The following is a 26,799-nucleotide window of genomic DNA, read 5'->3' as shown; positions in this document are numbered from 1 at the left end:
AAGCTATCCCGATCACTATGCAATACATGCAAGTTGATTATGGTTTTAAAACCTAGCTTATTCAGATATTGTATCTACTTTATAGTCGGCTGTTTTGTTCGACAAATATTATTCCAATTTGATAAAAATTATTGGGTTATTGTGAATGAGGTTTTACTTTATATTGATAGTCAATTATGGATAATGCTAGAAAACACAACAATAATATCTCCCTATTTTTTTAAACTCAAACATTAAGAGTGATTAAGTGTTGTGCTTTCTTTAACATTATTAAGATTAAATCAGTAATGGTTTTATGCTTTACTTTGACAATTTTTGATAAATTCTACAATATCGTTAATTTTTATCATTTGCTTATCACCACCACAGCGATGTTTATATTCCACTTCACCATTTTCTAGATTACGTTCACCAATAACAATAGTATGTGGAATACCAATTAACTCTGCATCGGCAAACATCACACCTGGTCGCTCTTTACGATCGTCAAATAAAACTTCAATGCCAGAAGCTTGTAAATCAGCATACAGTTTTTCAGCAGTTGCTTGCACTTTTTCTGATTTATGCATGTTCATTGGGATGATGACCACACTAAATGGGGCTATAGCTTCTGGCCATACAATACCTCGATCATCATGGCATTGTTCGATTGCAGCTGCAACAATTCGGCTAACCCCAATACCATAACAGCCCATAATCATTACGTGGTTTTGTCCATCTTCGCCTTGGACCGTTGCTTTCATTGCCTCTGAATACTTCGTACCAAGTTGGAAAATATGCCCAACTTCGATACCACGTTTAATCTGTAATGTCCCTTTACCATCAGGGCTAATATCGCCTTCCACCACATTACGGATATCTTCAACTCTTGGTAACGCAACATCACGCTCCCAATTGATATTAACGTAATGTTTATGGTCGATATTCGCACCGGCACTAAAGTCACTCATCACAGCCACATCGCGGTCAATAATGATTGGCATATTAAGATTCACAGGGCCTAATGAACCTGGCCCAGCATTGACAATTGCTCGAATTTCCTCTTCAGTTGCAAATTCAAGTGGTGATGCCACAATATCAATTTTTTCTGCTTTGATTTCGTTCAACGTGTGATCACCACGAACTAATAAAGCAACAAGTTGGTGCCCACTCTCTTTTGTCGCCTTAACCATGAGTGTTTTAACTGTTTTTTCAATTGGTAAATTGAATTGTGCAACTAATTCATCAATCGTTTTTGCATTTGGTGTATCAATGCGTTCCATCACCTTAGTTGGTGCTAAGCGGCTTTGCGTTGGTGCTAATGCTTGTGCCATCTCGATATTAGCGGCGTAATCAGATTCAGTTGAAAAGACAATATCATCTTCGCCACTATCGGCTAATACTTGGAATTCGTGAGACCAGTTACCGCCAATTGAGCCTGTATCGGCACGCACCGCTCTAAAGTTTAATCCGGCACGAGTAAATACTGCACTATAGGCTTTATACATATCATCATACGTTTCTTGTAATGATTCTTGTGAGGTATGAAACGAGTAGGCATCTTTCATAATAAATTCACGCGAGCGCATTACACCAAAGCGAGGTCGCACTTCATCACGAAATTTGGTTTGAATTTGGTAAAGATTAAGTGGTAATTGTTTGTATGAGCTGACTTCATTACGTAACAAATCAGTGATGACTTCTTCATGAGTTGGACCTAAAACAAAATCACGATTACCACGGTCTTTTATCCGTAATAATTCAGGACCATATTGTTCCCAGCGCCCACTCTCTTGCCAAATATCGGCAGGTTGAACAACCGGCATTAATACTTCAATTGCACCTGCTTTATTCATCTCTTCGCGAACAATATTTTCGACTTTTTTTAGTACACGATAACCAGTGGGTAACCAAGTATATAATCCAGCGGCAACTTTACGGATCATGCCGGCACGTAACATTAATTGATGGCTAATCACCTCTGCATCTGCGGGTGTCTCTTTTAATGTGGAAAGAAGATATTTACTGGTTCGCATACATTTATCCTGAAAAATAATTTATCTATAAATATAATAAAAATGTTAGCTAGTTTAGCAGTACAGCGCGTAACACTAAAGCAATTTTATTGTTATTTTTTTAGCATCGGCGTAATGAACCTAAAGAGATTGAGCAAACAGACTCACAAATTTATTCACAAGCAATAATGCTTTTTGTGCATTTTGTATCAAAATTGATACTTTATTGATTTTGCGGTTGGCTAGGTATCAAAAGAGATATCTTTATCTTATTGATTATATTTGATTTTTTATTAATTTGTGTGATGTAGATCACTTTAGTAACGTTTTTAAATTGATATCATACGCACAAATTTTTAGGTATAGGAGAATAGTAATATGGATAGTGCCATAGCCAATAAACAAGCTAGTGAGGTAAAAAGTGAGGCAAAATTACCCAAGTGGCGTAAAAGTGATACGTTATGGATGCTGAGTCTGTATGGAACAGCAATCGGTGCAGGCGTACTGTTTTTACCGATAAATGCAGGTGTTGGGGGGTTAATTCCATTATTAGTAATGTTAGTGCTTGCCTTTCCGATGACATTTTTTGCCCATCAAGCATTATGTCGATTTGTTTTATCGGGTAAAAAACCTGAAGGCGATATCACCGTTGTTGTTGAAGAGGCATTTGGACGAACTGCCGGAAACTTTATCACGGTGCTCTATTTTTTTGCTATCTACCCCATTTTATTGGTTTATAGTGTTGGGATCACCAATACCGTTGATAGCTTTATGGTACATCAATTAGGCATGGCATCGATACCTAGGGCGTTATTATCCTTTATATTGGTCGCTTTTTTAATGTCGATTGTTCACTTTGGTGAAGAGCTGATTGTCAAAGTGATGTCGATTTTGGTGTTTCCGTTTATTGCTGTACTGATGATTTTAGCGTTATTTCTAATTCCGGAATGGAATGGTGAGATTTTTTCTAACGTTTCACTCACCAGTGCTGGCAGTGAAGGAAGTCAAAGTATTTTAATGACGCTGTGGTTGGTTATTCCGGTTATGGTGTTTGCATTTAATCACTCTCCAATTATCTCTTCTTTAGCTGTTGCTAAACGCAAAGAGTATGGCGATGTTTATGCTGAACAAAAATGCTCTAGAATTATTGCAGCAAGTAATATAATGATGGTCGTTACTGTCATGTTTTTTGTGTTTAGTTGTGCACTATGTTTGACCCCTGCTGAGTTATTGGATGCAAAAGCACAAAATATTTCGACATTATCTTATTTGGCAAACCGATTTAATTCACCTGTGATTGAGTATATTGGTCCTCCAATTGCGTTTATTGCAATGGCTAAATCATTTTTAGGGCACTATTTAGGGGGTAAAGAGGGCTTTAATGGGGTGGTGAATAAATTACTACGTAGCTGTGATAAAACAATTTCACCAGCAAAATTAGATAAAATTGCCATTGGTTTTATGTTTATCACTGCTTGGGGAATAGCAACACTCAATCCAAGTATTTTAGGTTTAATTGAATCATTGGGTGGACCAATTTTAGCAATACTTCTGTTTTTAATGCCAATGTATGCAATTCACAAATTACCGGCATTAGCTAAGTATCGTGGCAAATTAAGCAATGTGTTTATTGTCATTATGGGATTGATTGCTATTTCAGCAGCTATTTATAATTTGCTTTAAGCTTGAATTTATCCGTTATGATGACCATCTAAAGAAAAAATCCGCTTAGGTTAATAGGCGGATCAATATTTTTCGAGTTGATATCAGTTGTGTTTTTAATCAATCTTGATTTTCATTTTAAGGATTAGGCGCGTTGCCCTAATTGCTGGTTGTTAAACGTTTAACACAGATATTTATTATCTAATTTGATTGAGTAATCTATAAAGTATCTATCAATGTGGTTTAGTTACATTGAGTTTTGAAAAGGGAAAAATATGAGTTCGGTATTTGAAATATTTAAAATCGGTATTGGGCCGTCAAGTTCACATACAGTCGGACCAATGCGAGCCGGAAAAGCATTTGTCGATGAGCTGATAAGTAAAGGGTTGATGCCGTCTGTGACAAGAATTGTAGCGGACGTTTATGGTTCATTATCATTAACAGGTAAGGGACATCAAACCGATATTGCCATTATTATGGGACTGGCAGGTGAAAAACCCGATACCGTAAATATTGATAACATCCCGATATTTATTGAAAAAATTAGCCAGACTAATCGATTACCGATTTATAACAATCGTTATGAAATTGATTTTCCGCTAGCTGAGTGTATGATTTTTCACTCTAAGTTTTTACCATTGCATGAAAATGGTATGACACTCAGCGCTTATCATGGTGATGATTTGCTGTTGCAAAAAACTTATTACTCTGTTGGTGGTGGCAAAATTGTTGAAGAAGCACAATTTGGTCAACAAGATCAAAATCCAGTTTTATTGCCTTACCCATTCTCGACTGCTGCGCAGCTATTAAAATCGTGTGAAGATAATTCGTTATCCATTTCCAGTATTATGATGAAAAACGAGCTGGAACTGCACTCTTATGAAGAGATTGAAAACTATTTTCATCATGTCGGGCAAACCATTTTAGATTGTATAAAACGGGGAATGAATACCGAGGGGCTATTACCAGGTCCACTTAAAGTGCCACGTCGTGCGTTTTCGCTATACCGTCAATTATCAACCACTAAAGATAATATTATTAGCGATCCTATGGTGATTATTGATTGGGTCAATATGTTTGCCTTAGCGGTGAGTGAAGAGAATGCTGCTGGTGGACGGGTGGTAACAGCGCCAACTAATGGTGCATGTGGGATTATTCCTGCGGTTCTTGCCTATTATGATAAGTTTATTAATCCTGTTACGCCTGAAATCTCAATGCGTTTCTTTTTAACTTGCGGAGCAATAGGGCAACTTTACCAAAAAAATGCCTCAATATCGGGAGCAGAAGTCGGTTGCCAAGGTGAAGTGGGTGTTGCTTGTTCAATGGCTGCTGCTGGTCTTGCCGAGCTTTTAGGTGGAAATCCACAGCAAGTTTGTATGGCCGCTGAGATTGCCATGGAACATAATTTAGGTTTGACTTGCGATCCGGTTGCTGGGCAGGTACAAGTGCCGTGTATTGAGCGTAATGCAATTGCCTCTGTTAAAGCAATTAATGCGACTCGAATGGCGTTAAGGCGCACAACAGTTGCCAAAGTGTCGCTTGATAAGGTGATTGAAACAATGTATGAAACCGGTAAAGACATGAATGCTAAATATCGTGAAACATCACGAGGCGGGCTGGCAATTACCGTTTACTGTAATTAATTCGCCTTTAACTGAGATAGATTAATCCTTCAATTTGCCGACTAGTCATTTGGTGAATTGAAGCGATCAAAGTTAATATTTCCAGCGCATGGTATTCGCCTTGGAACGTAAAAAGTCATTATTAACCAGCATATCGACTTTTTCACTTTTTATTGAACGTAACTTTCTTTTTCGTTTGGCTTGATTGGTTGATGTGCTATGCATTAGTTCATTGTAGGCGAGTAAATTATTGAGTTGATCAAGTTCGTCTAATCCTCGTAGAACGTTTATTAGTGTATGTAAAGTAATGGATTCACCATTTTCTATACGTTTAATTGTTGCTATGCCAAGTTCAGATTTTTGAGCAAGTTCTTGTTGAGATAAATTTTTTTCAATTCTTGCCAATTTAATTCTGCGACATAACATTGCAACAATTTCAGTTGTTTGATTCATGCGTGATCCTCAATATAAACATAATGCATTGAGTTTTGAGCCTATTGTATCGGGGTTAATTGGGTAGTATATGTGTTAAACCTTCGATGATATCAGAAGCTAATAAACTGTATTTATTTAATTTTTCAGCTGCCTTATTACCAGCCAAACCATGCAAGTAAACACTTACTGGGGCTGCTTGAGCTACGGGTAAGTGACCGGCAATGAGTCCTGCTATAATACCAGTTAACACATCACCTGATCCAGCAGTTGCCATACCATTATTGCCTGATTGATTAATATAGGTTGGTTTGTTAGGGTGGGCAACGACGGTCTTAGCATCTTTAAGCACACAAATGACATTGTGTTGTTGCGAAAATGCTTTTGCTGTTGCGATTAAATTATTTTTAATCTTATCGATAGGTAGCTTTGTTAAGTTCGCCATTTCACCTAAATGTGGCGTAAGAATAAGGGTTGATTTTGCCTGTTCAAGTAATGACAAATCTTGCGATAAAACATTAAGCCCGTCAGCATCAATAATTATTGGTACGGTTGCATGGTGAACAACATAAGATAAAATCTTATAAGTATCATCAGATATCCCCATACCGGGACCGATAACAATTACTGATGCCCAATTTATCCCTGTTTCAAGTTCAGTAAAATTAACTTGATTCGGCGTAAAAGGCGATAATAATGCTTCGGGGAGTTGAGATAATAAAATACCGCTATTACAACTTGGTGTGTAAATACGTACTAACCCAGCACCAGCTCGATAGGCGGCTTTAGCCGAAAAGTAAGCGGCACCGGACATGTTTTGCGAACCGGCTATGGTCAATACTCTACCATAAGAGCCTTTATGGGAATCATTTGCTCGCACAGGTAACAAGTTATCCAGATCATCTTGCTCAAAGGTATAATGCGCTGCTGGTTTGTCAGCATAAATGCCAATATCGGCAATGGTTATTTTGCCGGCTAGTTCAATGCCAGGATAAAAAGATAATCCGAGCTTAGCATAGGCAAACGTTACTGTCTGTTTCGCGTTTACCGCAGCACCTAATATTTTACCGGTGTTAGCACACACGCCGGAAGGGATATCAATAGCGAGTATATCGCCATGACTTTGATTAATCAGCTCAATCGCTCGCAAAAAATCACCACTAACATCTCGATTAAGGCCAATACCAAAAATGGCATCCACAACTGTTGTATAAGATGAAAGTGAATCAGGTAACGATATCATGATAGGGATTTGATAGTGCTGAGCTATTTTGATTTGTTGTAATGTTTCGGTCGAAGCATTATCAGCATTACCGACTAAATAGATAACAACATCAATTTGTTGTAATTTGAGTAGCCGAGCAACGGCAATACCGTCTCCGCCATTATTACCATAACCACATAGGAGCGCAACTTTGTTTAAATCAAATTCACCAGATTTAAGTTGTTTGATAACAGCAAGGGCAGCGCGTTCCATAAGTACCAATGGGGGTAAGCCCACATCCGAAGTTGTATAAGTATCGAATTGTTTCATTTCAGATGAGGTGACCAAGTATTGCATACTGCCTCCGTCTTGCCTTTAAAAAATAGCCACATTATGTGGCTAAATTATTATGGTGAGTTAATCTAATTTCTGTTTTAGATCAATAATTGTTCTTCTTGCTGATCTTTGAGTTGCTGCCTTTCTAAACTTTCTAGAATTTTTTTATGGATGCCACTAAAACCACCATTGCTCATAATCAAAATTGCATCAGTCGGTTTAGCTGATTTGCTGATCATCTCAACTAATAGATCGATATCCCCAGACCAATGTGCAGGCTGGATGCAGGCATCAACCACATCTGCAACTAACCAAGGTAAATGTTCAGGTTGAAAGATGAAAATTTCGTCAGCTCGTCCTAGTGAAGGTGCTAATTCATCTTTTGATACACCCAATTTCATGGTATTTGATCGCGGCTCAAGTACGGCTAATATTCGACGATTAGCCCCAATTTTGCTACGTAATGCTTCTAATGTAGCCAATATTGCTGTTGGATGATGGGCAAAATCATCATATATTTCGATATTATTGACTTCTCCATACAGCTCTAAGCGTCTTTTAGCGTTAACAAAAGTGCTTAATGCCTCGCATGCATCAGCAGGTGCAATTCCGACATTATGCGCAGCTGCAATCGCCATTAATGCATTATGCATATTATGTTCGCCAACAAGTGAATATTGCACTTCACCGACTTTTTGATTATTAAAATAAACCGCAAAATGACTTGCATCATTATTAATGCGTTGTGCAAGCCAGCCATTTTCAGATTCAGTAAATGTTTGTTCACTCCAACAGCCTTTAGCGAGTACTTGTTTTAAGTTGACATCGTCTTGTGGTGAAATGATAAGCCCTTTACTGGGTACTAAGCGCACTAAATGATGAAATTGTCTTTGAATTGCACTAAGATCATCAAAGATATCGGCATGATCAAATTCTAAATTATTCATTATCAAGGTTTTAGGACAATAATGCATGAATTTAGAACGTTTATCAAAAAAAGAACAATCATATTCATCGGCTTCAATAACAAAAAAGTTGCCTTCCCCCAGTCTTGCTGATACATCAAAATTACCCGGTACACCACCAATAACAAAGCCTTGATTATAACCTTGCTTTTCTAAAATCCAGTTAACCATACCTGCTGTTGTTGTTTTACCATGAGTACCGGCAACGGCTATGACCCAACGGTTGCATAAAACGTTATCGTGCAGCCACTGTGGTGCAGAAATATAAGGGATATTGTTATCAAGAATATATTCAATACAAGGATTACCCCTTGATAAAGCGTTACCAATAATAACTAAATCTGGTGTAGGTGTGAGTTGTACTGGGTCGTACCCTTCAATAATCTCTATATTTTCTTTTTGTAAGAGAGTACTCATGGGTGGGTAAACATTTTTGTCTGAACCAGTAACTTTATGGCCTAGTGATCGGGCTATCAAAGCAATTCCTGCCATAAATGTGCCACAAATCCCTAGAATATGAATACGCATTTTTAATCCTTAACTTTTATAAAATATATCGATGATAATAATTGTTTATCACTATAGTCGTTTTGAATGGTAATGAGATTCAACACCGATAGGTAAAGTTTATTATAGACGATTTTAAATCGTTATGCGATAGGCCATATATATCGAATCATTAACTTTGCCGCCTGATTACCTCGAAAATCATCTACAACTAAATGGTAAACAATTTTGACTTTTTTTATTGATTGATCCGGCCATTGTTGCAAATTAGCATTAAATAATATGCCTTCTATCAGACTACCACCATTTTGGGGTTCTAACACTAATCTAAGGTGTTTTTCTGCAAATAGGCGTTGCTGATGGATAATAAATTCCCCATCAAAAATAGGTTCATCAAACCCCTCACCCCAAGGTCCTCCCTCTTTCAATTGCAAAGCTATTGCATAATTAAAATCTTGTCCATCGATTTCACCATCAGTTTCTATTGTTGGTTGTAATACCTCATCACTAAATTTGTCATTTAATAGCGTTTCAAAACTGTCTCTAAATAGCTCGATGTCTTGTTCACGAATCGTTAAACCAACCGCCATTGCATGACCACCAAAACTCACGATTAAGTTCGGGTGTTTTTGATCCAGTTCATCAAGTACATCACGTAAGTGAACACCTGGAATTGATCTGCCTGAACCTTTTAAATGCCCATCTTGGGTTGAAGCAAAGGAGATAACCGGGCGATAATATTTATCTTTTAATCGTGCCGATAAAATACCGATAATACCTTGATGCCACTGTGGGTGGTAAACGACAATAGCATTTGGGATGGATGTATCTTGTTTTTCAAGCTGTTGAATATATGCTAATGCTTCTTTCTGCATTGTTTGTTCAATTAGCTTGCGATCAGTATTGAGTATATCAAGATCTGTTGCTTGCTGAACTGCTAAGTCAAAATCATCACAGAGTAGTAGTTCAACACCTAGTGCCATATTATCCATTCTGCCTGCTGCATTGAGTCTTGGTGCAACATAGTAGGCTAAATCAATCGCTGTGAAGGAAATTGCTTCTTTTTTCGCGATATGTAACAGCGCTTTAATGCCATTACAACAATAGCCAGATCGTATTCTATTCATGCCTTGGTGCACTAATATTCGATTATTATGGTCAAGTTTGACAACGTCAGCAATGGTACCTAAAGCGACTAAATCTAATAGATTGGCGATATTGTACTCGGTTAGATTATTCTTAAGGAACCAATTTTCTTTGCGTAATTTAGCTCTTAATGCCAGCATAAAATAGAATGCAACACCGACGCCAGCAAGATGTTTAGATGGAAAAGTGCAATTAGGTAAATTGGGATTAATTATTGCATCTGCAATAGGTAACTGTTCAGGGCATAAATGGTGATCGGTAATAATCACTGTTAAGTTAGCTTGCTTGGCAAATTTTACGGCTTCTAATGCGGCAATACCGTTATCAACAGTGATAATGAGATCTGCGTGTCTTGACATTGCTTTTTCAACAACACCTACACTTAAGCCGTAGCCATCTTCAAAACGATCTGGGATGATATAATCAACAAATTGGCAGCCCATCTTTCTTAGTGCAGTAACCGTTAATGCGGTACTTGTGGCTCCATCGGTATCAAAATCGCCAACAACGATGATACGTTGATTATTTTTTATTGCAGAATAAAGAATTTCAACAGCAGTGGTTGTTCCATCTAACTTATCATAATTGCACAAATTACGCGTAGAATAGTCTAGCTCTTGCATTGATTTGATATCTCGCATGGCATAGACTCGTTGCAATAATGGCGGAATATCTTGCGAGAATTCAGGAAGCGTTTGTGGTAATTGTCGATGTATTATTCTATTTTTATTCATATTTAAAATGTTAGCGCTAAAGCGCTAACACAAGTTGTTATAGTGGTTAGTTCGAATATTAATTGTTGTGATAAACGACTAATTATTTAACAGATTTTTTATTCAAAATATCAAGCAATTTATCAGCCGGGACATAACCTGACACCAGTTGACCATCAGCTAAAACAATAGCTGGGGTTCCACTAATACCGAGTTGCTTACCAACATTAAATTGTTGAGTGACATAAGGTACCATACTGCTAGCGGGTGAAATCGTATTACCTTTATAGGCATTATCAAAAGCAGCTTTACGATCGGCAACACTCCAGATTGATTGCATGTTTTTGCCTACTTCACTATCCGCTCCCGCACGTGGGAACGCAAAATAGTGGATTGAAATGCCTGCATCTAAATATTTATCAATATTTTCATGCAGTAATTTACAATAATGACAAGTATAGTCAGTAAACACCGAAATAACATATTTTTCGTTTGGTGCTTTATAAACAATTGCATCTTTCTCAATAGATTTGATTAATTTAACATTGTTACTATTAGCGATGTTAACCGGTTCGTTACCTTCTAAGTTATAGAAAGGACCTTGCGTTAAATATTTACCATCATCAGAAACATAAAAAATACCATCAGGTGTATTAACACTTTTTAGTCCTTTTACAGGGCTGTCGGCAATTTTTAAGTCTTTTTCAGTATAACCTAATTTGCCGAGTGTTTTGGCAATATCAGCATTACTTGCCAGTACTGATGTTGAAATTAATGCTAAACCTAAAACTAATTTTTTCATTCAATTATCCTTATTTTTTAAGCATTATGCTCGAGGATGATGCTTACTGTGTAACTGTTTTAATCTTTCTGTTGCCACATGGGTATAGATTTGCGTTGTCGATAAGCTACTATGACCCAGCAACATTTGCACTACCCGCAAATCTGCACCATGGTTAAGCAAATGTGTTGCAAACGCATGTCGCAGTACGTGGGGTGAGAGTGCTTCAATATTAATGCCGGTTAGTATGGCATAATATTTGATTCGATGCCAGAATGTCTGTCGAGTCATTTTTTTACCTAATCGGCTAGGGAACAGCACGTCAATCGGCCCAGATTTTAAAAGATCATTACGGGCATATTTGAAATAGTATTCTAACCAATAAATGGCTTCTTCCCCCAGTGGCACTAAGCGCTCTTTATTACCTTTACCAATTACCCTTATCACCCCTTGCCGCAAACTGACATCACTGATTTCTAAATTGACTAATTCACTAACCCGTAATCCAGTTGCATAAAGCACTTCTAGCATAGCTTTGTCGCGTAGTTCGATAGGGTCATCAGTACTGGGCGATTCAAGCAACGCATCGACTTGTGATTCGGTTAAATCTTTAGGTAATTTTTTGGGTAATTTGGGCGATGACAAAACGGCAGAGGGATCATCGGTGCGATAATTTTCTTGATACAAATATTGAAAAAAACGTTTAGTTGCACTTAATAAACGTGCCGAGCTACTGGCTTTATAACCATCTTGCACGCGCTGCATTAAAAAATTTTGTAAATTAATGGTCTGCGTGCTTAGCATTGTGACATTTTGTTGCTGTAATGAGTGGCTAAGTGCAAACAAATCGAGTTTGTAAGATTCTATCGTGTTTTCTGTTAGATTACGCTCTAGCCATAATGAATCTAAAAACTGTTCAATTAACACTTTACTTTGTGTCGCAATACTTTTATTTGACATTCATGGTCATCTCTATATTCAATTTATTTACGTCATTATATACCAACTCGCTGACCGTTGCAGTTTAGACCAAGTAATGGCATGTAAATGAAAGTACCTTGTTATATTTATTGGGTAATGGTTTTTTAGGTCGATCTATGCAAACTTAATTATAGCAAGTCAATTAACACATGATTCTCTTTTGTATTTTTAATAATATCTGATATATATTTGCATTAATATTTTATTTTGTGATGATGTGTATGTTAAAACGCGCTGTACCTCTTTTTATTGGGCTATATGCTTTTTTTGTTATTGGTATAGAAACTTATCTTTATTGGCATGCTCAACTTCAACCTTGGCAACCAGCGACGCCAGTTGGTCGAATCATTTTTTATTATAGTTTTTTTACTGTGTTATCGAATTTGATGTTGGCGGTGAGTTGTTTATGGCTATTTTTTAATCCTAGTTGCCATCGTTTTAGCTTTAAAATTATTCGGTTAAATGGGCTAGTAGGCGTGATAATCACTTCTATCGTTTATAACTTAATGTTACGCGCTATTCATAAACCGCCAAATGATTTATTAAAATTCACCAATGAAAGTTTACATGTTGTTATACCGTTACTCGGTGTTTTGAGTTGGTTAATTTGGGGACCGTTTCGACGCATTAATTTTCGAGTGATAATGGGTTCATTAGTCTGTATGTTAGCTTATGGCATATATATTTTTGTCAGAGGATACTATACTAATTTATATCCTTATCCTTTTATTAATGTTGTGAAAATAGGCTATCCGAAAGCGTTGTTTGCTGTCGGTATGGTTTTTTTATTGTTTTTAGGTTCAGCCTTATTTTTATGGGTAGTTGATTGTTTGAGGAGAAAAACATGAAGCTGTATATTTATGAACATTGTCCTTTTTGCGCCAGAGCAAGAATGATTTTTGGTTTAAAACACATACCAGTTAAATTAGAAGTATTTTTGAGTGATGATAACAAATCACCTGAAAGTATGATTGGTGAAAAAATGGTGCCAATTTTACAAAAAGATGATGGTAGTTATATGCCTGAAAGTTTAGATATTGTTGATTATGTTGATAATAATTATGGCGATAGCCCTATATTGATTGGCCCTAAATCAGCGAAAATTGCCGAGATAATAAAAAACATACAGCAGTATGATTATAAATTAGAGTGTCCGCGTTATATTAAACTGGGTTTAGCTGAGTTTGCTACACAAAGTGCCATTGAGAGTTTTGTCGCAAGTAAAGCTAAAAAGATGGGATCATTCGATGAATGTTTAGCGCAAACAAGTTCACTGGTTTTAGCTGTTTCTCAGTTGCTTGAACAACTAGATCCTTTGATTGTTTCACCACAAGCGTGTAATGGTCAATTGTCTTTAGATGATATTTGTCTATTTCCAGTATTACGTAATTTAACCTGTGTAAAAGATCTATCTTTTCCACCAAAAACGTTGGCTTATGTAACGGCAATGGCTAAATTGAGTCAGGTTGATCTATTTTTTGATCGCGCAATTTAATCAATCACTAAGTGAGTACGATAGCATGAGGCATTTTGACTGAGTTTGGTAACAGGGAAGATATTTAACGAGAGGTTGAAGAATATATCTATCAATTTTGTTCTTTCATTAATTCACTCATCACGTTTAGGTGATGAGTGTTAATTTATTGATTTACATTAGTCACCTAATTTTAGATCAATTACTTCAATACTGTCTTTACCACCATAGATATCATACCAAGGTGTAGCGTATTGTTTTAAAATTTTGTTAAGGTGCTCAACATTTTCACGACCAGTTTGATCTAACCAGCGTTTTAAACCCTCTTTACCGTCTTTAGCATAAGCCGCAACGCCTTCAAACCATGTTGCACGACCACCTAAAATACCACTATATTTAGCGCCATTCTCACCAGCAAAAATTAATTCTTGATGGAACGTTTTTGTTGGTACGCCCGCACTTAAATAGATAAATGGACGAGTTGCCGCATCGCTAGCTTGTTTAAAATAATCGGCAGCTTGTTTTTGAGTATAGACAACTACGTTGTTATCATTAAATCCTTCTACATTTTTAAACAACACGGGTACTTCAACTTTAAGTACATCAATGTAATATTGGTTTTTAGTGAATTCTTTAATGGTGTTAATCACTTTTTGTGGTTTTATTTTGGCAAACTCAGGGCTTTTATCATCGGTCACGACATTATCATAGACAATTGGTTCGACAAATAATGGAATATCGGCAGCTCTGGCTTCTGTACCAACACGTTCTAGAAAGGCATGTTTTTTCTCTAAAATATCTTTAGGATCATCGGGATTATAATAAACTAATACTTTTGCTGCATCAGCCCCTTTTTTCAATAATCGTTGTAGAGAGTCTTCAGGTAAAACATCAGGTAAACGGCCAGGCGTGTTTGCATCATAACCGGTTTTCTCATAAGAAATGATTAATCCCGCATCCTTATTTTTTTTAGCCATACCTTTAAAGCCATATTCTTCATCTAACAAAATTGCACTCACATATTTTGTTAATTCTTGTGAAACAAGTTCTTTAAATTCATAGACCATTTCAACATTATAACGATCTTTACCAACAGCCGCTTCCATCATTTTTACCATTGAACCACGTTGGTCGATTGCTAGTGCCGCAATAACGCCATCTTGGTTTGATAACTGTTGCATGCGAGTGAATTTTCCACGAGAAATACGTTTTATACCCATTTTATAACTCTCCATTTAAAAAGATTTTATGATTGTAGTTTCTTTTCGCGACGATTTATTAATCATTTAGTGCTAGTTTAGATTATATACATAATTTAATAAATTGCAGTTTATTATCATCATTTTATCAGGACAATAAAAGAGCAATATGCACAAGTTAGTTTTAAGCGTTATACAATGTAAATTGGCGTATTATTTGATATTTTTCTTCCAAAAAAATTGTGTTGAGGTATATTAGTACACAATAATAGACTATGTGTAAAATATACTTTACAAGGATAATCATGTCATACGCACAAAACGCGACGCCAACTCGAACCTTAAACAATCAAGACTATAAAACTTTGGCTTTATCAGCACTAGGTGGTGCATTAGAGTTTTATGATTTTATTATATTTGTCTTTTTTTCCATTATTATTAGCCATCTTTTTTTTCCGGATGATATGCCAGCATGGTTAAGTCAAGTGCAAACATTTGGGATTTTTGCGGCAGGCTATTTAATTCGTCCATTTGGTGGCATTGTTATGGCACATTTTGGCGATTTATTTGGTCGCAAACGGATGTTTACGTTAAGCATTCTTTTAATGGCATTACCTACACTATTCATTGGTTGTTTACCGACTTATACTAATATTGGCATTTTAGCGCCTATTTTGTTATTAATTATGCGACTGTGCCAAGGTCTTGCTGTGGGCGGGGAGGTGCCTGGTGCTTGGACGTTTGTTGCCGAGCATGTTCCCAATAATAAAATTGGCTTAGCTTGTGGAATATTAACAAGTGGTTTAAGTTTGGGCATTTTGCTTGGTTCACTGGTTTCAACTGTAATGAATAAAAGCATTTCACCCGAACAAATGAGTGATTGGGGTTGGCGGATTCCATTTATTATTGGCGGGATATTTGGTTTAATCGCCATGTATTTACGTCGTTGGTTGAAAGAAACGCCAATTTTTCTAGAAATACAAAAACGAAAGCAACAAGAATTAGCAAAAAAAATTCCAGTTATAACAGTATTAACTCAGTATTTACCTCAAACTATTTTATCTATGCTACTTACTTGGGTATTATCGGCAGGTATTATGGTTATTATGTTAATGACCCCAATTTTATTGCAAAAGCAGTTTGGATTTTCTGCTATTGATGCATTGCAAGGTAATATACTCGCTATTATTGGACTAATCATGAGTTGCACTTTTTATGGCATGATGATGGATAGATTTGCTATGGGTAAAGTGTTATTTATTGGCTGTCTTATTGCTGTCGCTATAATTTCAATTTTCTATTTTTCATTAGATAACCCGCATCTTTTATTAATCACTTATCCTTTAGCTGGTTTTGGTGTTGGTATTGTTGGCTCGTTTGCTTATTTTATGGTTAAAGTGTTTCCTGCTGAAATTCGTTATAGTGGTGTTTCATTTTCGTTTAATATGGCCTATGCAATTGCCGGAGGATTAACACCTTTATTTATATCGTTCTTTAGCGATTTTGTTAGCAAAATGGCGCCTGCGATTTATGTGGTAGGGCTGTTTGGCTTAGGTGCGTTAATTGGTTTGTATTTATCCATGAAAAATAATAGCCAAAAATATATCGCTAAAGATATTGCTTAATATTCACTTTTCTCAATTTAAAATTAGAGGAACAATAAACACAGTTTTGTTCCTCTTTTTTATCAACTTATCCATTTATTCATCTACTCACGTTAACGGCTTTATTTTATCATTTTTTAATCTAATTTGGCTTGATGGCATTTTTTTATAAAGATTATTTAATAATCCTATTCTTTTGCAAATTTGTGAAATTAATCAAATTTTTAGAAAAAATTTAGTTTAAAATGAAAATCATTACATTTTAAACTTAAAACTTTTCAAGGAGAATATAATGAAAGCTGCTGTTATTAGACAAGAGTGTGATGGGCAAGTTGACATCAAAGATATTTCTCTTCGCCCTTTAGAAGCAGGTGAAGCTTTAGTCGATGTTGAATATTGTGGACTTTGTCATACCGATATTCATGTTGCATCGGGTGATTTTGGTAAAAAACCGGGGCGGGTTATTGGGCATGAGGGTGTGGGGATTGTGACTAAAATTGCACCTGATGTAAAAAGTTTAAAGATAGGCGATCGCGTCAGTATTGCATGGTTTCATGCCGGTTGTGGTACATGTGAATACTGTATTTCGGGTAATGAAACATTTTGTCGCCATGCGCTTAACTCGGGTTATAGTGTCGATGGTGGAATGGCAGAACAATGCATTGTTAAAGCTGATTATGCCGTTAAAGTCCCCGATGGGCTTGATCCTGCTCAAGCCACCAGTGTCACCTGTGCCGGCGTTACCACTTATAAAGGTATTAAAGTTGCAGACACAAAGCCCGGTCAATGGTTAGCCGTGTTTGGCATTGGTGGGTTAGGCACACTTGCTATTGAGTATGGAAAAAAGGTTTTTAATAACAAAGTTGTCGCAATTAGCAATAGTGACAGTCAGTTAGCGTTATGTAAAACATTAGGAGCTGATTTAGTGGTTAATCCGAAAAAGGTTGACGATGTGGGCGCTTATATTAAAGAACATACTGATGGCGGGGTTCATGGTGCGGTGGTGACTTCAGTAACTAAAACAGGCTTTAATCAAGCAATTAATTCTGTGCGTCCATTAGGACGAGTTGTTGCGTTAGGTTTACCTTCCGAAACCATGGACTTAAGCATTCCCAAAACAGTATTAGATGGTATACAAGTATTAGGTTCGCTTGTTGGTACGCGCGAAGATCTGGCGGAAGCATTTCGTTTTAGTGCTGAAGGTAAAGTGGTGCCTATTGTTGAGAAAAGGCCGCTCGAAGATATCAATGAAATGATCGAAGAAATGAAAGCAGGTAAAATTCGCGGTCGTATGGTGGTTGATATGAAAATGAAAAAGAAAAACTAATATTCATTTTACCAATTAATAAAAAAGTTAGTGTTTAGCTAACTTTTTTATAACCTTGATTTTTATGCCTTTCCAATTTTTTAAAATTAATCTTTCTTGTGTTTTATAAATAAATCCCTAATATAAGCCCATTTTGTAGATGTATTTTTATATTCAAGGGAACAGTTATGTCAGAACATAATCTAGAAAGTAAATTAAGAAAAGATCTTGGTTTAGTTTCTGCATTGTCGTTAGTTGTAGGAATGGTATTAGGGGCGGGCGCTTTTATGAAACCACCAGCCGTATTAGCCGTAGCTGGTGATTATAATTATGCGCTGCTAGCTTGGATAATTGGTGGTATTTTTTCTATTTGTGGGGGATTAACGCTGTGTGAATTGGGTGTTATGTTTCCAAAAACAGGTGGCATGCTCGTTTATTTAGAAAAAATCTATGGCCCTAAAATTGCTCATCTTTATGGCTGGATGATAACTGTGTTATTTGCGCCTTCTTTAGTTGGTGCGTTAGTTGGTTATTTTAGTTCAGTTTTTTGTTTGTTATTTAATATAGATGATAGTTATCGTATGGCGGTGAGCGCTGGCGTATTAGGCTTTATTGCATTTATTAATGCAATTGGTGTTAAACAGGCTGGGTATTTACAAACGCTAGCTACAGTTTGTAAATTAATCCCAATATTACTCTTAGCTGTATTTGGATTATGGAAGGGCAATGGTCAAGTTGCCTTATTTGGGGCTAGTGGGCAGGGTATTGAAACTTTTGCACCTTTCGCTGTAGCGATTTTGGCGACCTTGTTTGCTTATGATGGATGGGCACAAGTTGCTTCGGTTGCTGGTGAAATTCATAATCCGGCAAAAGTTTTACCTAAAGCAATTATTTTAGGCATCATATTTTTAGTTATTGTTTATGCTTGTATAAATATAGCACTGTTTAAAATATTTCCAGTTCAAGAAATGGTCACCCTTGGCCATGATGCTTCGGCTGTTGCCTCACAACGAATGTTTGGTCATTTAGGTGGGAATTTAGTGGCAGTAGGTATAATGGTATCAATTTTGGGTGGGATTAATGGGTATATTATGACATTATCTCGTACTATTTTTAGTATGGCTGAACGAGGTACGATTATTGGCGCTCGTTATCTTAGTACACTTGATGAAGCGAGTCGTTCACCAGTTAATGCGATCTCGGTATTAGTGGTGTTTGCCTTTTTATATTCAATCTTGCTTGATGCAGATCGTCTATCCGAGATATCCATGTTTTCAATATGGGTTTTTTATTTGCTGACGTTTATTGGCGTTATTATAGCGCGAAAAAAATATGCAGATATACCGCGTTCTTATAAAGTGATTGCTTATCCGATAGTTCCGATTATGGCGATCATTGGTGCAATTTATGTTATTTATGGCATGTTGGTTTATCAAACGTTTAATGGCATAGCATCAATAGTACTTACTCTACTTGGGTTACCATTATACTATTATTATCATAGCAAGAATAAAAATAGAGAGCTCTCCCTTGGCGAGATGAAAAAATATCGAACAAAAACACAATACCTCATCGCTATAGCAACTGTATTTGTGGTACTGCTGTTAGCAATTTGTGGTTATATCATCAATAAATAATTATTGCATGAGTGCATATTAAACGAACAGGCTATTACTTGATCAACACCGGCAATTGCCGGTTATGTTATTAAAAATGACAATCGTTGAGTTTTCAGTTTTACTGACAGATGTTCATTGTTGTTTTACATATAAGTTGAAATCAGTCCATAAATATTTTGGTCATGATAAATCCCATTTAAGTATTCGGCTTGTTTTAATCTTCCTTCATAACTAAAACCACAACGCTTTGCTACAGCGTTGCTTTTTATATTACTAACAGCACATTTAATAACAAACCGTTTAATAATTTTTTGTGATGCATAGTAGTTGGTAAGCGCTTGGACTGCTTGAGTCATAACACCTTTTCCTTCAGCTCGACTATCAAGCCAATATCCAATATAAGCTGTTTTATTGTTAGCATCGATTTGATTGAAAGACAATATACCGACAGCCCTATCATTTTGTATAATGACATAGGTTTTACTCTGATTTTGTTGATGTTTTAACCAGCACTCTTGTAAAAATTGAGCTGTATCTAACTCGTTTATCACAAATTTAGGCCATGCCATGAATTGGCTAAAATAGTTTCGATTAAAATCAATGACATTATATAGATCTTTAGCATAACTGTTATTAGCAGTTTTTAGTAATATATTGGGATTGACTAAAATACTCTCAGCTTGGCTAGTAGTCATTATTTGTTCCTTATTTCTTATAAATATATTGTCTGTGTCATTATTCTAACCGTCAAACACTCAAGGCAAATATAGCTTATCGATAGTAAAAAAAGCTTATCATGGTGCTTTGTGCATAGCCGAATGTAAGGTAATAATGATTAACTATAAGCGATAAATTATTAGTAAGTCTATAATGCACCCATAAAAAAATACCAGACTATGGTTTAGTCTGGTATAGCTTTTGAATAAAATAAAGCATATTGGTTATGCTTTATCGTTTTTGCTATTTTTAGGTTTTATCGTATAGTTGAAAATAACGAGTAAAGCGAAGATAGCTACAATAATTGCCATTATCACATCTTTATTAAACCATTTTGCCATATTACCGAGGATGATACCGACACCACAAAAATCAACATCAGAAAACGTAGTATTTGAAAAACCAAGTGAACCTAAAACTGGTAATAACATCACAGGTAAGAATGTTACCAATAATCCATTGGCAAATGCACCAAGCATGGCACCACGTCGGCCGCCCATTGCATTACCAAATACTCCAGCGGTTGCCCCACAGAAGAAATGCGGTACAACGCCCGGTAAAATTAATACTAAGTTTAATTGTCCAAGTACAAATAGTCCGACTAATCCACCTAAAAAACTACATAGAAAGCCAATTAATACTGCATTTGGTGCATAAGGAAATACGACAGGGCAGTCTAAAGCGGGTTTAGCATTCGGCACTAATTTTTCAGAAAAACCAGTAAATGCAGGGACAATCTCAGCTAGAATTAAGCGTACACCTTGTAGGATGATAAATACACCTGCGGCAAAAGTAATGGCTTCTATAATGGCATAAACGAGATAGTTATCACCTTTACTTAAAGTCGTTTCGACGTAGTTAGAGCCAGCAAAGATAGCAAGAATTAAATAGATAATCATCATGGTTAATGAGATTGAAATCGAACTGTCACGTAAAAAACTTAGATTTTTAGGTAGATTCATCTCTTCGGTTGAACGAGATCCTTTACCAACTGCCATTCCAAGCCAACCCGCTAAAACGTAACCTAATGTACCAAAGTGACCAAAAGCGACATCATCATTACCGGTTATTTTACGCATTTGCGGTTGTGCGAGTGCAGGGAAAAAGGCCATAATTAAGCCAAGTACTAATGATCCGGTGAAGACTAATTGCCATCCCTCAAACCCCGCTACCGTTAATATAATACTTATCATGCAAGCCATATAAAAAGTATGGTGACCGGTCAAGAAGATGAATTTTAAACGAGTAAAACGCGCAACGATAATATTGGCAACCATACCAAAGGCCATAATTAACGCTGTTGCTGCACCATACTCGTTAAGTGCCATTGAAACAATAGCTTCATTATTTGGAATAATACCCTGTAATTTAAACGCTTGTTCAAACATCATTCCTAATGGGGTAATAGCACTAATGAGTACGGTTGCCCCACCACTTAATACTAAAAAACCTAAAATGGTCTTAATGGTACCTTTGACGGTGTCAGCAAAGGATTTGCGCTGAGCAATAAGCCCAACCATGGCAATAAGTCCAACTAATATTGAAGGTACTTTTAAAATATCAACAATAAACTTTACTATTTCTTGTATCATAGCAAGTCCTCATAATATCATTAATGTTTAGCGAAATGTTCAACGAGTTTTGCTTCTAAATCGTTGATATCGATAATATTATTTAAAATAACTAATTTGTCCGCTGGAATGCCAGAGCTTGCCGCTAAATCCTTGGTCATGACAAATAAATCTGCTTGATCTGGGGTTGCTGAAGCAAGATCCGCATGGGTAACTTCAGCATCAACATTTAATTTTTTCAGAACTTTTTTGATATTCATTTCAACCATAAAACTACTACCAAGGCCTGAACCGCAAACTGCCATAATTTTCATTTTGTTTATCCTTTTATTTTTTATTAAAGTTAATAGTGTTTAACTACAGCCAAAATTTCATCGCGTTGTTGTGCTTGAAAAATTCTCTGCATATCTTTTGATTCGCCAAATAGCGCGGCTAATTGGGTTAACATTTCAATATGACTGGTACTATCACTCGCGGCTAATAAAGTAATTAAATAGACGGGATCATTTTCTTGCGAATTAAAATTAACGCCTTGTTTAACTAATAGCATAGATAGACCTAATTGATTCACCCCTTGCTCTGGTCTAGCATGTGGCATGGCAATACCTGGTGCTAAAACATAGTAAGGTCCAATGGATTGGTGTAGTTGAAAAATAGCTTGGATATAACTAGGTGAAATGGCATTACTTTCTAATAATGGCTTAGCACAAAGTTGTATTGCTTCTTTCCAATCATCAACGGAATCGACAATATTAACTGTCTGGTTAGTTAACCATTTATCTAACATTTTTCCTCCATTAAAATCGATACCTTAAGTATTTTTTTACAAACTAACATATTGGGAAATAATAAAAATTAAAAAATAATAGAAATGTGATAGCGCTATCAAAGTTAATTAAAATTTATCTGTTTTGTGATACAGATAACATTTTTAGTGAATAGATAAAAAAATATTTTTTAGATTACGAATATTATATCGATAATAATGATTGGAAAACAGATTTAAACAATCTCCCTCTTGATTGATAACCATATTTAAATTCATTTCACAGTTTTCAAATAAATAACCAGTAAATAATAAGGCTAACGTTAATAATTACTAAATGTGACATAAATCAAACTATTAAAAATTGGGTATGTTTAATTTTTGAGATTAAGATTTCTTCTTCATCCTAGGGCACGATATTATGTAAAAATAAGTAATCGTGTTATTTTTTCGCTAAATTAAAATAAGTTTATTGCTATAAAAAACAGATAATTAAAGTTTTTAAGCTTGTTTTTTGATTTATATGATATAGTGTTAATTGTTAAGAATTTGTTAAGTTGAGATATTGTAATGAGTAAAAAAGTTGCTGTAATCGGTGATGATACTACAACTGGTGGTAAAGTTATTTCGTCATCAGTTCTAGGTTTTAACCGCCTCGATGCTATAGCATGTTTAGGCGATTATGCTTCATGTCCTAAGTGTAACGGTTCTGGGAAAATTATTGAGGCGACCGATAAACTAATCATTGATGGCAAGCCAGCTGCTTATGATGGGTGTATTATTGCTTGTGGTTGCCGGCCTATAGGTGTTAATCGAATTATTGCAACCAAAAGTCTGATATTTGTTGATGTGGCAACCCCCAATTATACAAATAACTCAAAACCTATTAATAATACATTCTCAACAATCGCGCAAACTGATATTCCCACACAAATTAATTCATTAGTAGCATCAAATGAGGATAAAACAAAGATTCGTCTTGACGCTCAAAATTTACTTGATTGTGCGCATGAAGTTTGTGAAAAACACCTTTACCATGACAATATAAAACAAGATTTTATTGATGATATTGATAATTTCGCCACGCACATTGTAAATCAAGTCGAAAGCGGAGCGATGAGTTATGAACAAGGCTCAAAAGCGATAAAATCTGAAGAAAAGAGTTTATGGGATCAAAGCCTGTACTGGCTAGATCGGGGACTAAGTGTTTTAGGCGGTGCAGGCTTGATAATGACAGGGATTGCAATGTGCACAACTGGTGTGGGTTGTATACTTGGCACATATGTTGCCGCGCATGGTGTTAATAGTATTCAAGAAGGGGTTACCGGCGAGGATGGTTTTTTAAAATCTGCGTATCAAGATGCGGCGGAAGGATTAGGAATGTCTAAAGAGACAGGTTCTTTGGCTTATGATTTAGTTGATATAGGTATATCTGTACATGGTAAACTTAAATTAGTTCCTAAAATTGATAAAAGTTTTGCAATCAATAAATACAATCGTGTTAATTCAACGAAATTCAAATTATTTCATTATGGTAGAAAGGATTTGATACAAGCCTATAGACAGATGAATAAATGGTTGTTAGGTTCTGAAATATTGAGTGATGTTATATCATTATATAAAATTTATGAAGAGGCTGAAAATATATTAGTTAAAGACAATGAAAGTAGTGAGACAAATCTATATATTTCAAAACCAGAACAGATTGATAATATAGAGAAAATTGTAGATAGTTGTGCAATAGTAATACGTATTACAGGTAATGAATCTGATGCAGATGATCAACCTAATTACTCGCTGTGCACGCGCTTAGATGGTACTACATATCGGCAATATTTTGATGGCCATATTGAATAAAAGGAATAACAAAGATGATTATATTGATTTACATTGCGTATTACTTTATTTCAATTATACCTATTATTATTGCTTATCGTTTTAGAAAATATACAGTAAGTGATTATCACTATAACAAACGTTTGAAATGGCAAAGGCGTATTATGTTGGTTTTCCATTATATTGCTCTGCTTATTCAAGTTATAATTGCATGTAAACTTGAACGTATCGTTCGTTCTAATCCAGATTATGGTCCTCTTTTATTATCAGCATGTATATTTCTAATTATTTATAACTTTTTTTCAATATCCTGGTTAGAAAGCCCAAAAGAGTATTTAAAAAAGAAAAAAAAATGGAAATAATAATGAATTTAGTGAAGTGAGCTTTTCACCATTAACGACTAGAAAAATAACATAGATGATTATATTGATTTACATTGCGTATTACTTTTTCTCAATTTTGCCTATTATTACTTATCGTTTTCGAAAATATACAATAAGTGATTATCACTATAACAAACGTTTGAAATGGCAAAGGCGTATCATGTTGGTTTTTAATTATGTTGCTTCAGTTGCTCAAATTATAATTGCATGTGAACTTGAGCGTATTGTTCGTTCTAATCAAGATTATGGTCCTCTTTTATTATCAGCATGTATATTTCTAATTATTTATCCTTTTCCAATATCCTGGTTAGAAAGCCCGAAAGAGTATAAAAAAAAGAAAAAATGGAAATAATAATGAATTTAGTGAAGTAAGCTTTCCACCATTAACGACTGTCGCATTACCTTACAAAAAATTGGATAATATATAGCGACGTTGATATCAAATAAATTAAATAAGAACAATGAGTTGGTTGAGCCAAAATTATCTCCATAAGTACCAGTGATTTAATCAAGAGTAAGTTTATAGTTGTTTGTGTTAAATAAGAGAATATAAGAAGAAATTTTTATTTTTAAAATGCTGATAGCAAAAAGCCTACTCAATGAGCAGGCTTTTTTATTTAAAATTGGTCGGCGAGAGAGGATTCGAACCTCCGACCCACTGGTCCCAAACCAGTTGCGCTACCAAGCTGCGCTACTCGCCGTTAGGATGCGCATAATACTTTGCTAACCATAAACTGTCAATAGTTACATTAAAAAATTATGCGCTTTGCTTAATTATATAGAGAAAGGTGCTGGTGTTTTGCCAATACGTTGATAAAATTCGGTAACAAATTCTTCATAACGTTTGTTAGCAACTGCTTCTCGAATCTCTGCCATTAAGCGTTGATAATAGCGTAAATTGTGAATAGTATTTAAACGAGCGCCTAGAATCTCACCACATTTATCTAAATGATGAAGATAAGATTTGGTGTAATTTTTACAGGTGTAACAATCACAATGTGGATCAAGTGGTGTTGTGTCATCTTTATATTTAGCATTACGGATTTTTATCACACCATCAGTCACAAATAGATGACCATTACGGGCATTACGTGTTGGCATGACGCAATCGAACATATCAATACCACGGCGAACGCCTTCAACTAAATCTTCTGGTTTACCCACACCCATTAAATAGCGAGGTTTATCAGCAGGTAATTGTGGACAAGTCCCTTCTAAAATTCGATGCATGTCGGCTTTTGGCTCGCCAACAGCTAATCCGCCAACAGCATACCCATCAAAACCAATTTCGGTTAATCCTTTAATTGAAATGTCTCGTAATTCTTGATGGATGCCACCTTGGACAATACCAAACAAGGCATTTTTATTACCGAGTTCATCAAAGCGTTGACGACTCCGTTTTGCCCAGCGTAAAGACATTTCCATCGATTTTTTGACATAGTCCCACTCTGCTGGAAAAGGGGCACATTCATCAAAGATCATGACAATATCTGAACCAAGATCATATTGGATTTCCATCGAAATTTCTGGCGAAAGAAAAATAGAATCGCCATTAATTGGATTGCGAAAATAGACACCTTCTTCTTTAATTTTACGGATATCACCAAGGCTAAATACTTGAAATCCGCCTGAGTCGGTTAGAATCGGACCTGGCCACTGCATAAAATCATGTAAATCACCATGTTTACGCATAATTGCTTGTCCCGGTCTTAACCATAAATGGAAAGTATTTCCCAATAGGATTTGTGCGCCGGTTGCAGCGACTTCTTCGGGAGTCATACCTTTGACGGTACCATAAGTACCCACCGGCATAAATGCTGGTGTTTCAACTGTATATTCAACGCCACGGCGATCGAACTTCATTCGTCCACGACGCGCTAAGCCGTCGGTATTATCTAATTCAAATTTCATTTTTTTGTTAACCTCTTGCGACCAAATAAACAGTTTGGCGCGAATTATTGATATAATACGTCATTGTATT

General features: G+C 35.9%; 23 protein-coding genes and 1 tRNA gene. 10 read left to right on the top strand and 14 right to left on the bottom strand.

Annotated features, from left to right (window positions below; genetic code table 11):
- Positions 1–293: 293 nt before the first annotated feature.
- Positions 294–2,015, bottom strand: a complete 1,722-nt coding sequence (gene proS, locus J3U63_RS12025) for a proline--tRNA ligase (RefSeq protein ID WP_267371649.1) — start codon at positions 2,013–2,015, stop codon at positions 294–296.
- Between the two features lie 357 nt (positions 2,016–2,372).
- On the opposite strand from proS, the gene J3U63_RS12020 reads away from it, so the two are divergent.
- Together J3U63_RS12020 and J3U63_RS12015 are read left to right on the top strand one after the other, a co-directional pair.
- Positions 2,373–3,677 carry a serine/threonine transporter gene (locus J3U63_RS12020; protein WP_267367507.1) on the top strand — a complete coding sequence of 435 codons (1,305 nt, stop codon included), beginning with the start codon at positions 2,373–2,375 and terminating at the stop codon, positions 3,675–3,677.
- Positions 3,678–3,931: 254 nt separating this feature from the next.
- The gene (locus tag J3U63_RS12015) at positions 3,932–5,299 is read left to right on the top strand and encodes an L-serine ammonia-lyase (RefSeq protein ID WP_267334301.1); all 1,368 of its coding nucleotides are present in this window, start codon (positions 3,932–3,934) and stop codon (positions 5,297–5,299) included.
- 72 nt (positions 5,300–5,371) lie between these two features.
- Here J3U63_RS12015 and J3U63_RS12010 read toward each other — a convergent pair whose 3' ends face one another.
- The 6 genes from J3U63_RS12010 to xerD form a co-directional block, all read right to left on the bottom strand.
- Positions 5,372–5,731: a helix-turn-helix domain-containing protein gene (locus J3U63_RS12010; protein WP_267334302.1), complete on the bottom strand. Its 360-nt coding sequence runs from the start codon at positions 5,729–5,731 to the stop codon at positions 5,372–5,374.
- 55 nt (positions 5,732–5,786) lie between these two features.
- Entirely contained in the window at positions 5,787–7,271 is a 1,485-nt protein-coding gene (locus J3U63_RS12005; protein WP_267349063.1) for an NAD(P)H-hydrate dehydratase, read from the bottom strand.
- Positions 7,272–7,348: 77 nt separating this feature from the next.
- Entirely contained in the window at positions 7,349–8,743 is a 1,395-nt protein-coding gene (gene mpl / locus J3U63_RS12000) for a UDP-N-acetylmuramate:L-alanyl-gamma-D-glutamyl-meso-diaminopimelate ligase (RefSeq protein WP_267334304.1), read from the bottom strand.
- A gap of 122 nt (positions 8,744–8,865) precedes the next feature.
- Positions 8,866–10,602 (bottom strand): single-stranded-DNA-specific exonuclease RecJ, encoded by a 1,737-nt coding sequence (gene recJ, locus J3U63_RS11995; protein WP_267371648.1) that lies wholly within the window; start codon positions 10,600–10,602, stop codon positions 8,866–8,868.
- An 82-nt stretch (positions 10,603–10,684) separates the two neighbouring features.
- Positions 10,685–11,383, bottom strand: a complete 699-nt coding sequence (dsbC, locus tag J3U63_RS11990) for a bifunctional protein-disulfide isomerase/oxidoreductase DsbC (RefSeq protein ID WP_267334306.1) — start codon at positions 11,381–11,383, stop codon at positions 10,685–10,687.
- A gap of 24 nt (positions 11,384–11,407) precedes the next feature.
- Positions 11,408–12,322 (bottom strand): site-specific tyrosine recombinase XerD, encoded by a 915-nt coding sequence (xerD, locus tag J3U63_RS11985; protein WP_267371647.1) that lies wholly within the window; start codon positions 12,320–12,322, stop codon positions 11,408–11,410.
- Between the two features lie 242 nt (positions 12,323–12,564).
- On the opposite strand from xerD, the gene J3U63_RS11980 reads away from it, so the two are divergent.
- On the top strand, positions 12,565–13,191 hold the full coding sequence (locus J3U63_RS11980; protein WP_267334308.1) for a Pr6Pr family membrane protein: 627 nt from the start codon (positions 12,565–12,567) through the stop codon (positions 13,189–13,191).
- On the top strand, positions 13,188–13,838 hold the full coding sequence (gene grxB, locus J3U63_RS11975) for a glutaredoxin 2 (protein WP_267349059.1): 651 nt from the start codon (positions 13,188–13,190) through the stop codon (positions 13,836–13,838). Before J3U63_RS11980 ends, grxB begins: the two co-directional genes overlap by 4 nt.
- A gap of 158 nt (positions 13,839–13,996) precedes the next feature.
- Here the strand turns inward: grxB and J3U63_RS11970 are convergent, their stop codons facing one another.
- Positions 13,997–15,031: a tagatose 1,6-diphosphate aldolase gene (locus J3U63_RS11970; protein ID WP_416379612.1), complete on the bottom strand. Its 1,035-nt coding sequence runs from the start codon at positions 15,029–15,031 to the stop codon at positions 13,997–13,999.
- Positions 15,032–15,321: 290 nt separating this feature from the next.
- Between J3U63_RS11970 and J3U63_RS11965 the strand changes: the two genes are divergently transcribed.
- The 3 genes from J3U63_RS11965 (at position 15,322) to J3U63_RS11955 (ending at position 19,563) form a co-directional block, all read left to right on the top strand.
- Positions 15,322–16,641, top strand: coding sequence for an MFS transporter (locus J3U63_RS11965; protein WP_267349057.1), 1,320 nt, complete (start codon positions 15,322–15,324; stop codon positions 16,639–16,641).
- A gap of 271 nt (positions 16,642–16,912) precedes the next feature.
- Positions 16,913–17,947, top strand: a complete 1,035-nt coding sequence (adhP, locus tag J3U63_RS11960) for an alcohol dehydrogenase AdhP (RefSeq protein ID WP_267334312.1) — start codon at positions 16,913–16,915, stop codon at positions 17,945–17,947.
- Between the two features lie 167 nt (positions 17,948–18,114).
- Positions 18,115–19,563 (top strand): APC family permease, encoded by a 1,449-nt coding sequence (locus tag J3U63_RS11955; protein ID WP_267334313.1) that lies wholly within the window; start codon positions 18,115–18,117, stop codon positions 19,561–19,563.
- Between the two features lie 125 nt (positions 19,564–19,688).
- Here J3U63_RS11955 and rimL read toward each other — a convergent pair whose 3' ends face one another.
- From rimL to J3U63_RS11935, 4 genes are all read right to left on the bottom strand, one after another.
- Positions 19,689–20,240: a 50S ribosomal protein L7/L12-serine acetyltransferase gene (rimL, locus tag J3U63_RS11950; protein ID WP_267334314.1), complete on the bottom strand. Its 552-nt coding sequence runs from the start codon at positions 20,238–20,240 to the stop codon at positions 19,689–19,691.
- Between the two features lie 246 nt (positions 20,241–20,486).
- Positions 20,487–21,854: a PTS ascorbate transporter subunit IIC gene (locus tag J3U63_RS11945; RefSeq protein WP_267344668.1), complete on the bottom strand. Its 1,368-nt coding sequence runs from the start codon at positions 21,852–21,854 to the stop codon at positions 20,487–20,489.
- 20 nt (positions 21,855–21,874) lie between these two features.
- Positions 21,875–22,147, bottom strand: a complete 273-nt coding sequence (locus tag J3U63_RS11940; RefSeq protein WP_065634032.1) for a PTS sugar transporter subunit IIB — start codon at positions 22,145–22,147, stop codon at positions 21,875–21,877.
- Between the two features lie 29 nt (positions 22,148–22,176).
- A complete protein-coding gene (locus tag J3U63_RS11935) occupies positions 22,177–22,620 on the bottom strand; it encodes a PTS sugar transporter subunit IIA (protein WP_267334316.1) in 444 nt (147 codons plus the stop codon).
- 549 nt (positions 22,621–23,169) lie between these two features.
- Here J3U63_RS11935 and J3U63_RS11930 point away from each other — a divergent pair.
- The 3 genes from J3U63_RS11930 to J3U63_RS11920 are packed head-to-tail and all read left to right on the top strand — an operon-like array spanning position 23,170 to position 25,170.
- Entirely contained in the window at positions 23,170–24,456 is a 1,287-nt protein-coding gene (locus J3U63_RS11930) for a PAAR domain-containing protein (RefSeq protein ID WP_267349056.1), read from the top strand.
- A 14-nt stretch (positions 24,457–24,470) separates the two neighbouring features.
- Complete coding sequence (locus J3U63_RS11925) at positions 24,471–24,797, top strand: hypothetical protein (RefSeq protein WP_267371645.1); 327 nt, start codon at positions 24,471–24,473, stop codon at positions 24,795–24,797.
- A gap of 55 nt (positions 24,798–24,852) precedes the next feature.
- Entirely contained in the window at positions 24,853–25,170 is a 318-nt protein-coding gene (locus J3U63_RS11920) for a hypothetical protein (RefSeq protein ID WP_267371643.1), read from the top strand.
- A 272-nt stretch (positions 25,171–25,442) separates the two neighbouring features.
- On the opposite strand, the gene J3U63_RS11915 is transcribed toward J3U63_RS11920, so the two are convergent.
- Positions 25,443–25,519, bottom strand: a tRNA-Pro gene (locus J3U63_RS11915).
- Positions 25,520–25,592: 73 nt separating this feature from the next.
- On the bottom strand, positions 25,593–26,729 hold the full coding sequence (gene tgt / locus J3U63_RS11910; protein WP_267334318.1) for a tRNA guanosine(34) transglycosylase Tgt: 1,137 nt from the start codon (positions 26,727–26,729) through the stop codon (positions 25,593–25,595).
- Positions 26,730–26,799 lie beyond the last annotated feature (70 nt).

This window comes from Gilliamella sp. B2838 (assembly GCF_026536185.1).
Lineage (GTDB): Bacteria > Pseudomonadota > Gammaproteobacteria > Enterobacterales > Orbaceae > Gilliamella.
Note: the sequence above shows the minus strand (reverse complement) of the source record. Positions and strands in the feature narration are given on the sequence as shown.

Excerpts from the sequence above, each read along its gene's own strand:
- proS (WP_267371649.1), bottom strand. The coding sequence starts at position 2,015 with ATGCGAACCAGTAAATATCTTCTTTCCACATTAAAAGAGACACCCGCA.
- J3U63_RS12020 (WP_267367507.1), top strand. The coding sequence starts at position 2,373 with ATGGATAGTGCCATAGCCAATAAACAAGCTAGTGAGGTAAAAAGTGAG.
- J3U63_RS12015 (WP_267334301.1), top strand. The coding sequence starts at position 3,932 with ATGAGTTCGGTATTTGAAATATTTAAAATCGGTATTGGGCCGTCAAGT.
- J3U63_RS12010 (WP_267334302.1), bottom strand. The coding sequence starts at position 5,731 with ATGAATCAAACAACTGAAATTGTTGCAATGTTATGTCGCAGAATTAAA.
- J3U63_RS12005 (WP_267349063.1), bottom strand. The coding sequence starts at position 7,271 with ATGCAATACTTGGTCACCTCATCTGAAATGAAACAATTCGATACTTAT.
- mpl (WP_267334304.1), bottom strand. The coding sequence starts at position 8,743 with ATGCGTATTCATATTCTAGGGATTTGTGGCACATTTATGGCAGGAATT.
- recJ (WP_267371648.1), bottom strand. The coding sequence starts at position 10,602 with ATGAATAAAAATAGAATAATACATCGACAATTACCACAAACGCTTCCT.
- dsbC (WP_267334306.1), bottom strand. The coding sequence starts at position 11,383 with ATGAAAAAATTAGTTTTAGGTTTAGCATTAATTTCAACATCAGTACTG.
- xerD (WP_267371647.1), bottom strand. The coding sequence starts at position 12,322 with ATGTCAAATAAAAGTATTGCGACACAAAGTAAAGTGTTAATTGAACAG.
- J3U63_RS11980 (WP_267334308.1), top strand. The coding sequence starts at position 12,565 with ATGTTAAAACGCGCTGTACCTCTTTTTATTGGGCTATATGCTTTTTTT.
- grxB (WP_267349059.1), top strand. The coding sequence starts at position 13,188 with ATGAAGCTGTATATTTATGAACATTGTCCTTTTTGCGCCAGAGCAAGA.
- J3U63_RS11965 (WP_267349057.1), top strand. The coding sequence starts at position 15,322 with ATGTCATACGCACAAAACGCGACGCCAACTCGAACCTTAAACAATCAA.
- adhP (WP_267334312.1), top strand. The coding sequence starts at position 16,913 with ATGAAAGCTGCTGTTATTAGACAAGAGTGTGATGGGCAAGTTGACATC.
- J3U63_RS11955 (WP_267334313.1), top strand. The coding sequence starts at position 18,115 with ATGTCAGAACATAATCTAGAAAGTAAATTAAGAAAAGATCTTGGTTTA.
- rimL (WP_267334314.1), bottom strand. The coding sequence starts at position 20,240 with ATGACTACTAGCCAAGCTGAGAGTATTTTAGTCAATCCCAATATATTA.
- J3U63_RS11945 (WP_267344668.1), bottom strand. The coding sequence starts at position 21,854 with ATGATACAAGAAATAGTAAAGTTTATTGTTGATATTTTAAAAGTACCT.
- J3U63_RS11940 (WP_065634032.1), bottom strand. The coding sequence starts at position 22,147 with ATGAAAATTATGGCAGTTTGCGGTTCAGGCCTTGGTAGTAGTTTTATG.
- J3U63_RS11935 (WP_267334316.1), bottom strand. The coding sequence starts at position 22,620 with ATGTTAGATAAATGGTTAACTAACCAGACAGTTAATATTGTCGATTCC.
- J3U63_RS11930 (WP_267349056.1), top strand. The coding sequence starts at position 23,170 with ATGAGTAAAAAAGTTGCTGTAATCGGTGATGATACTACAACTGGTGGT.
- J3U63_RS11925 (WP_267371645.1), top strand. The coding sequence starts at position 24,471 with ATGATTATATTGATTTACATTGCGTATTACTTTATTTCAATTATACCT.
- J3U63_RS11920 (WP_267371643.1), top strand. The coding sequence starts at position 24,853 with ATGATTATATTGATTTACATTGCGTATTACTTTTTCTCAATTTTGCCT.
- tgt (WP_267334318.1), bottom strand. The coding sequence starts at position 26,729 with ATGAAATTTGAATTAGATAATACCGACGGCTTAGCGCGTCGTGGACGA.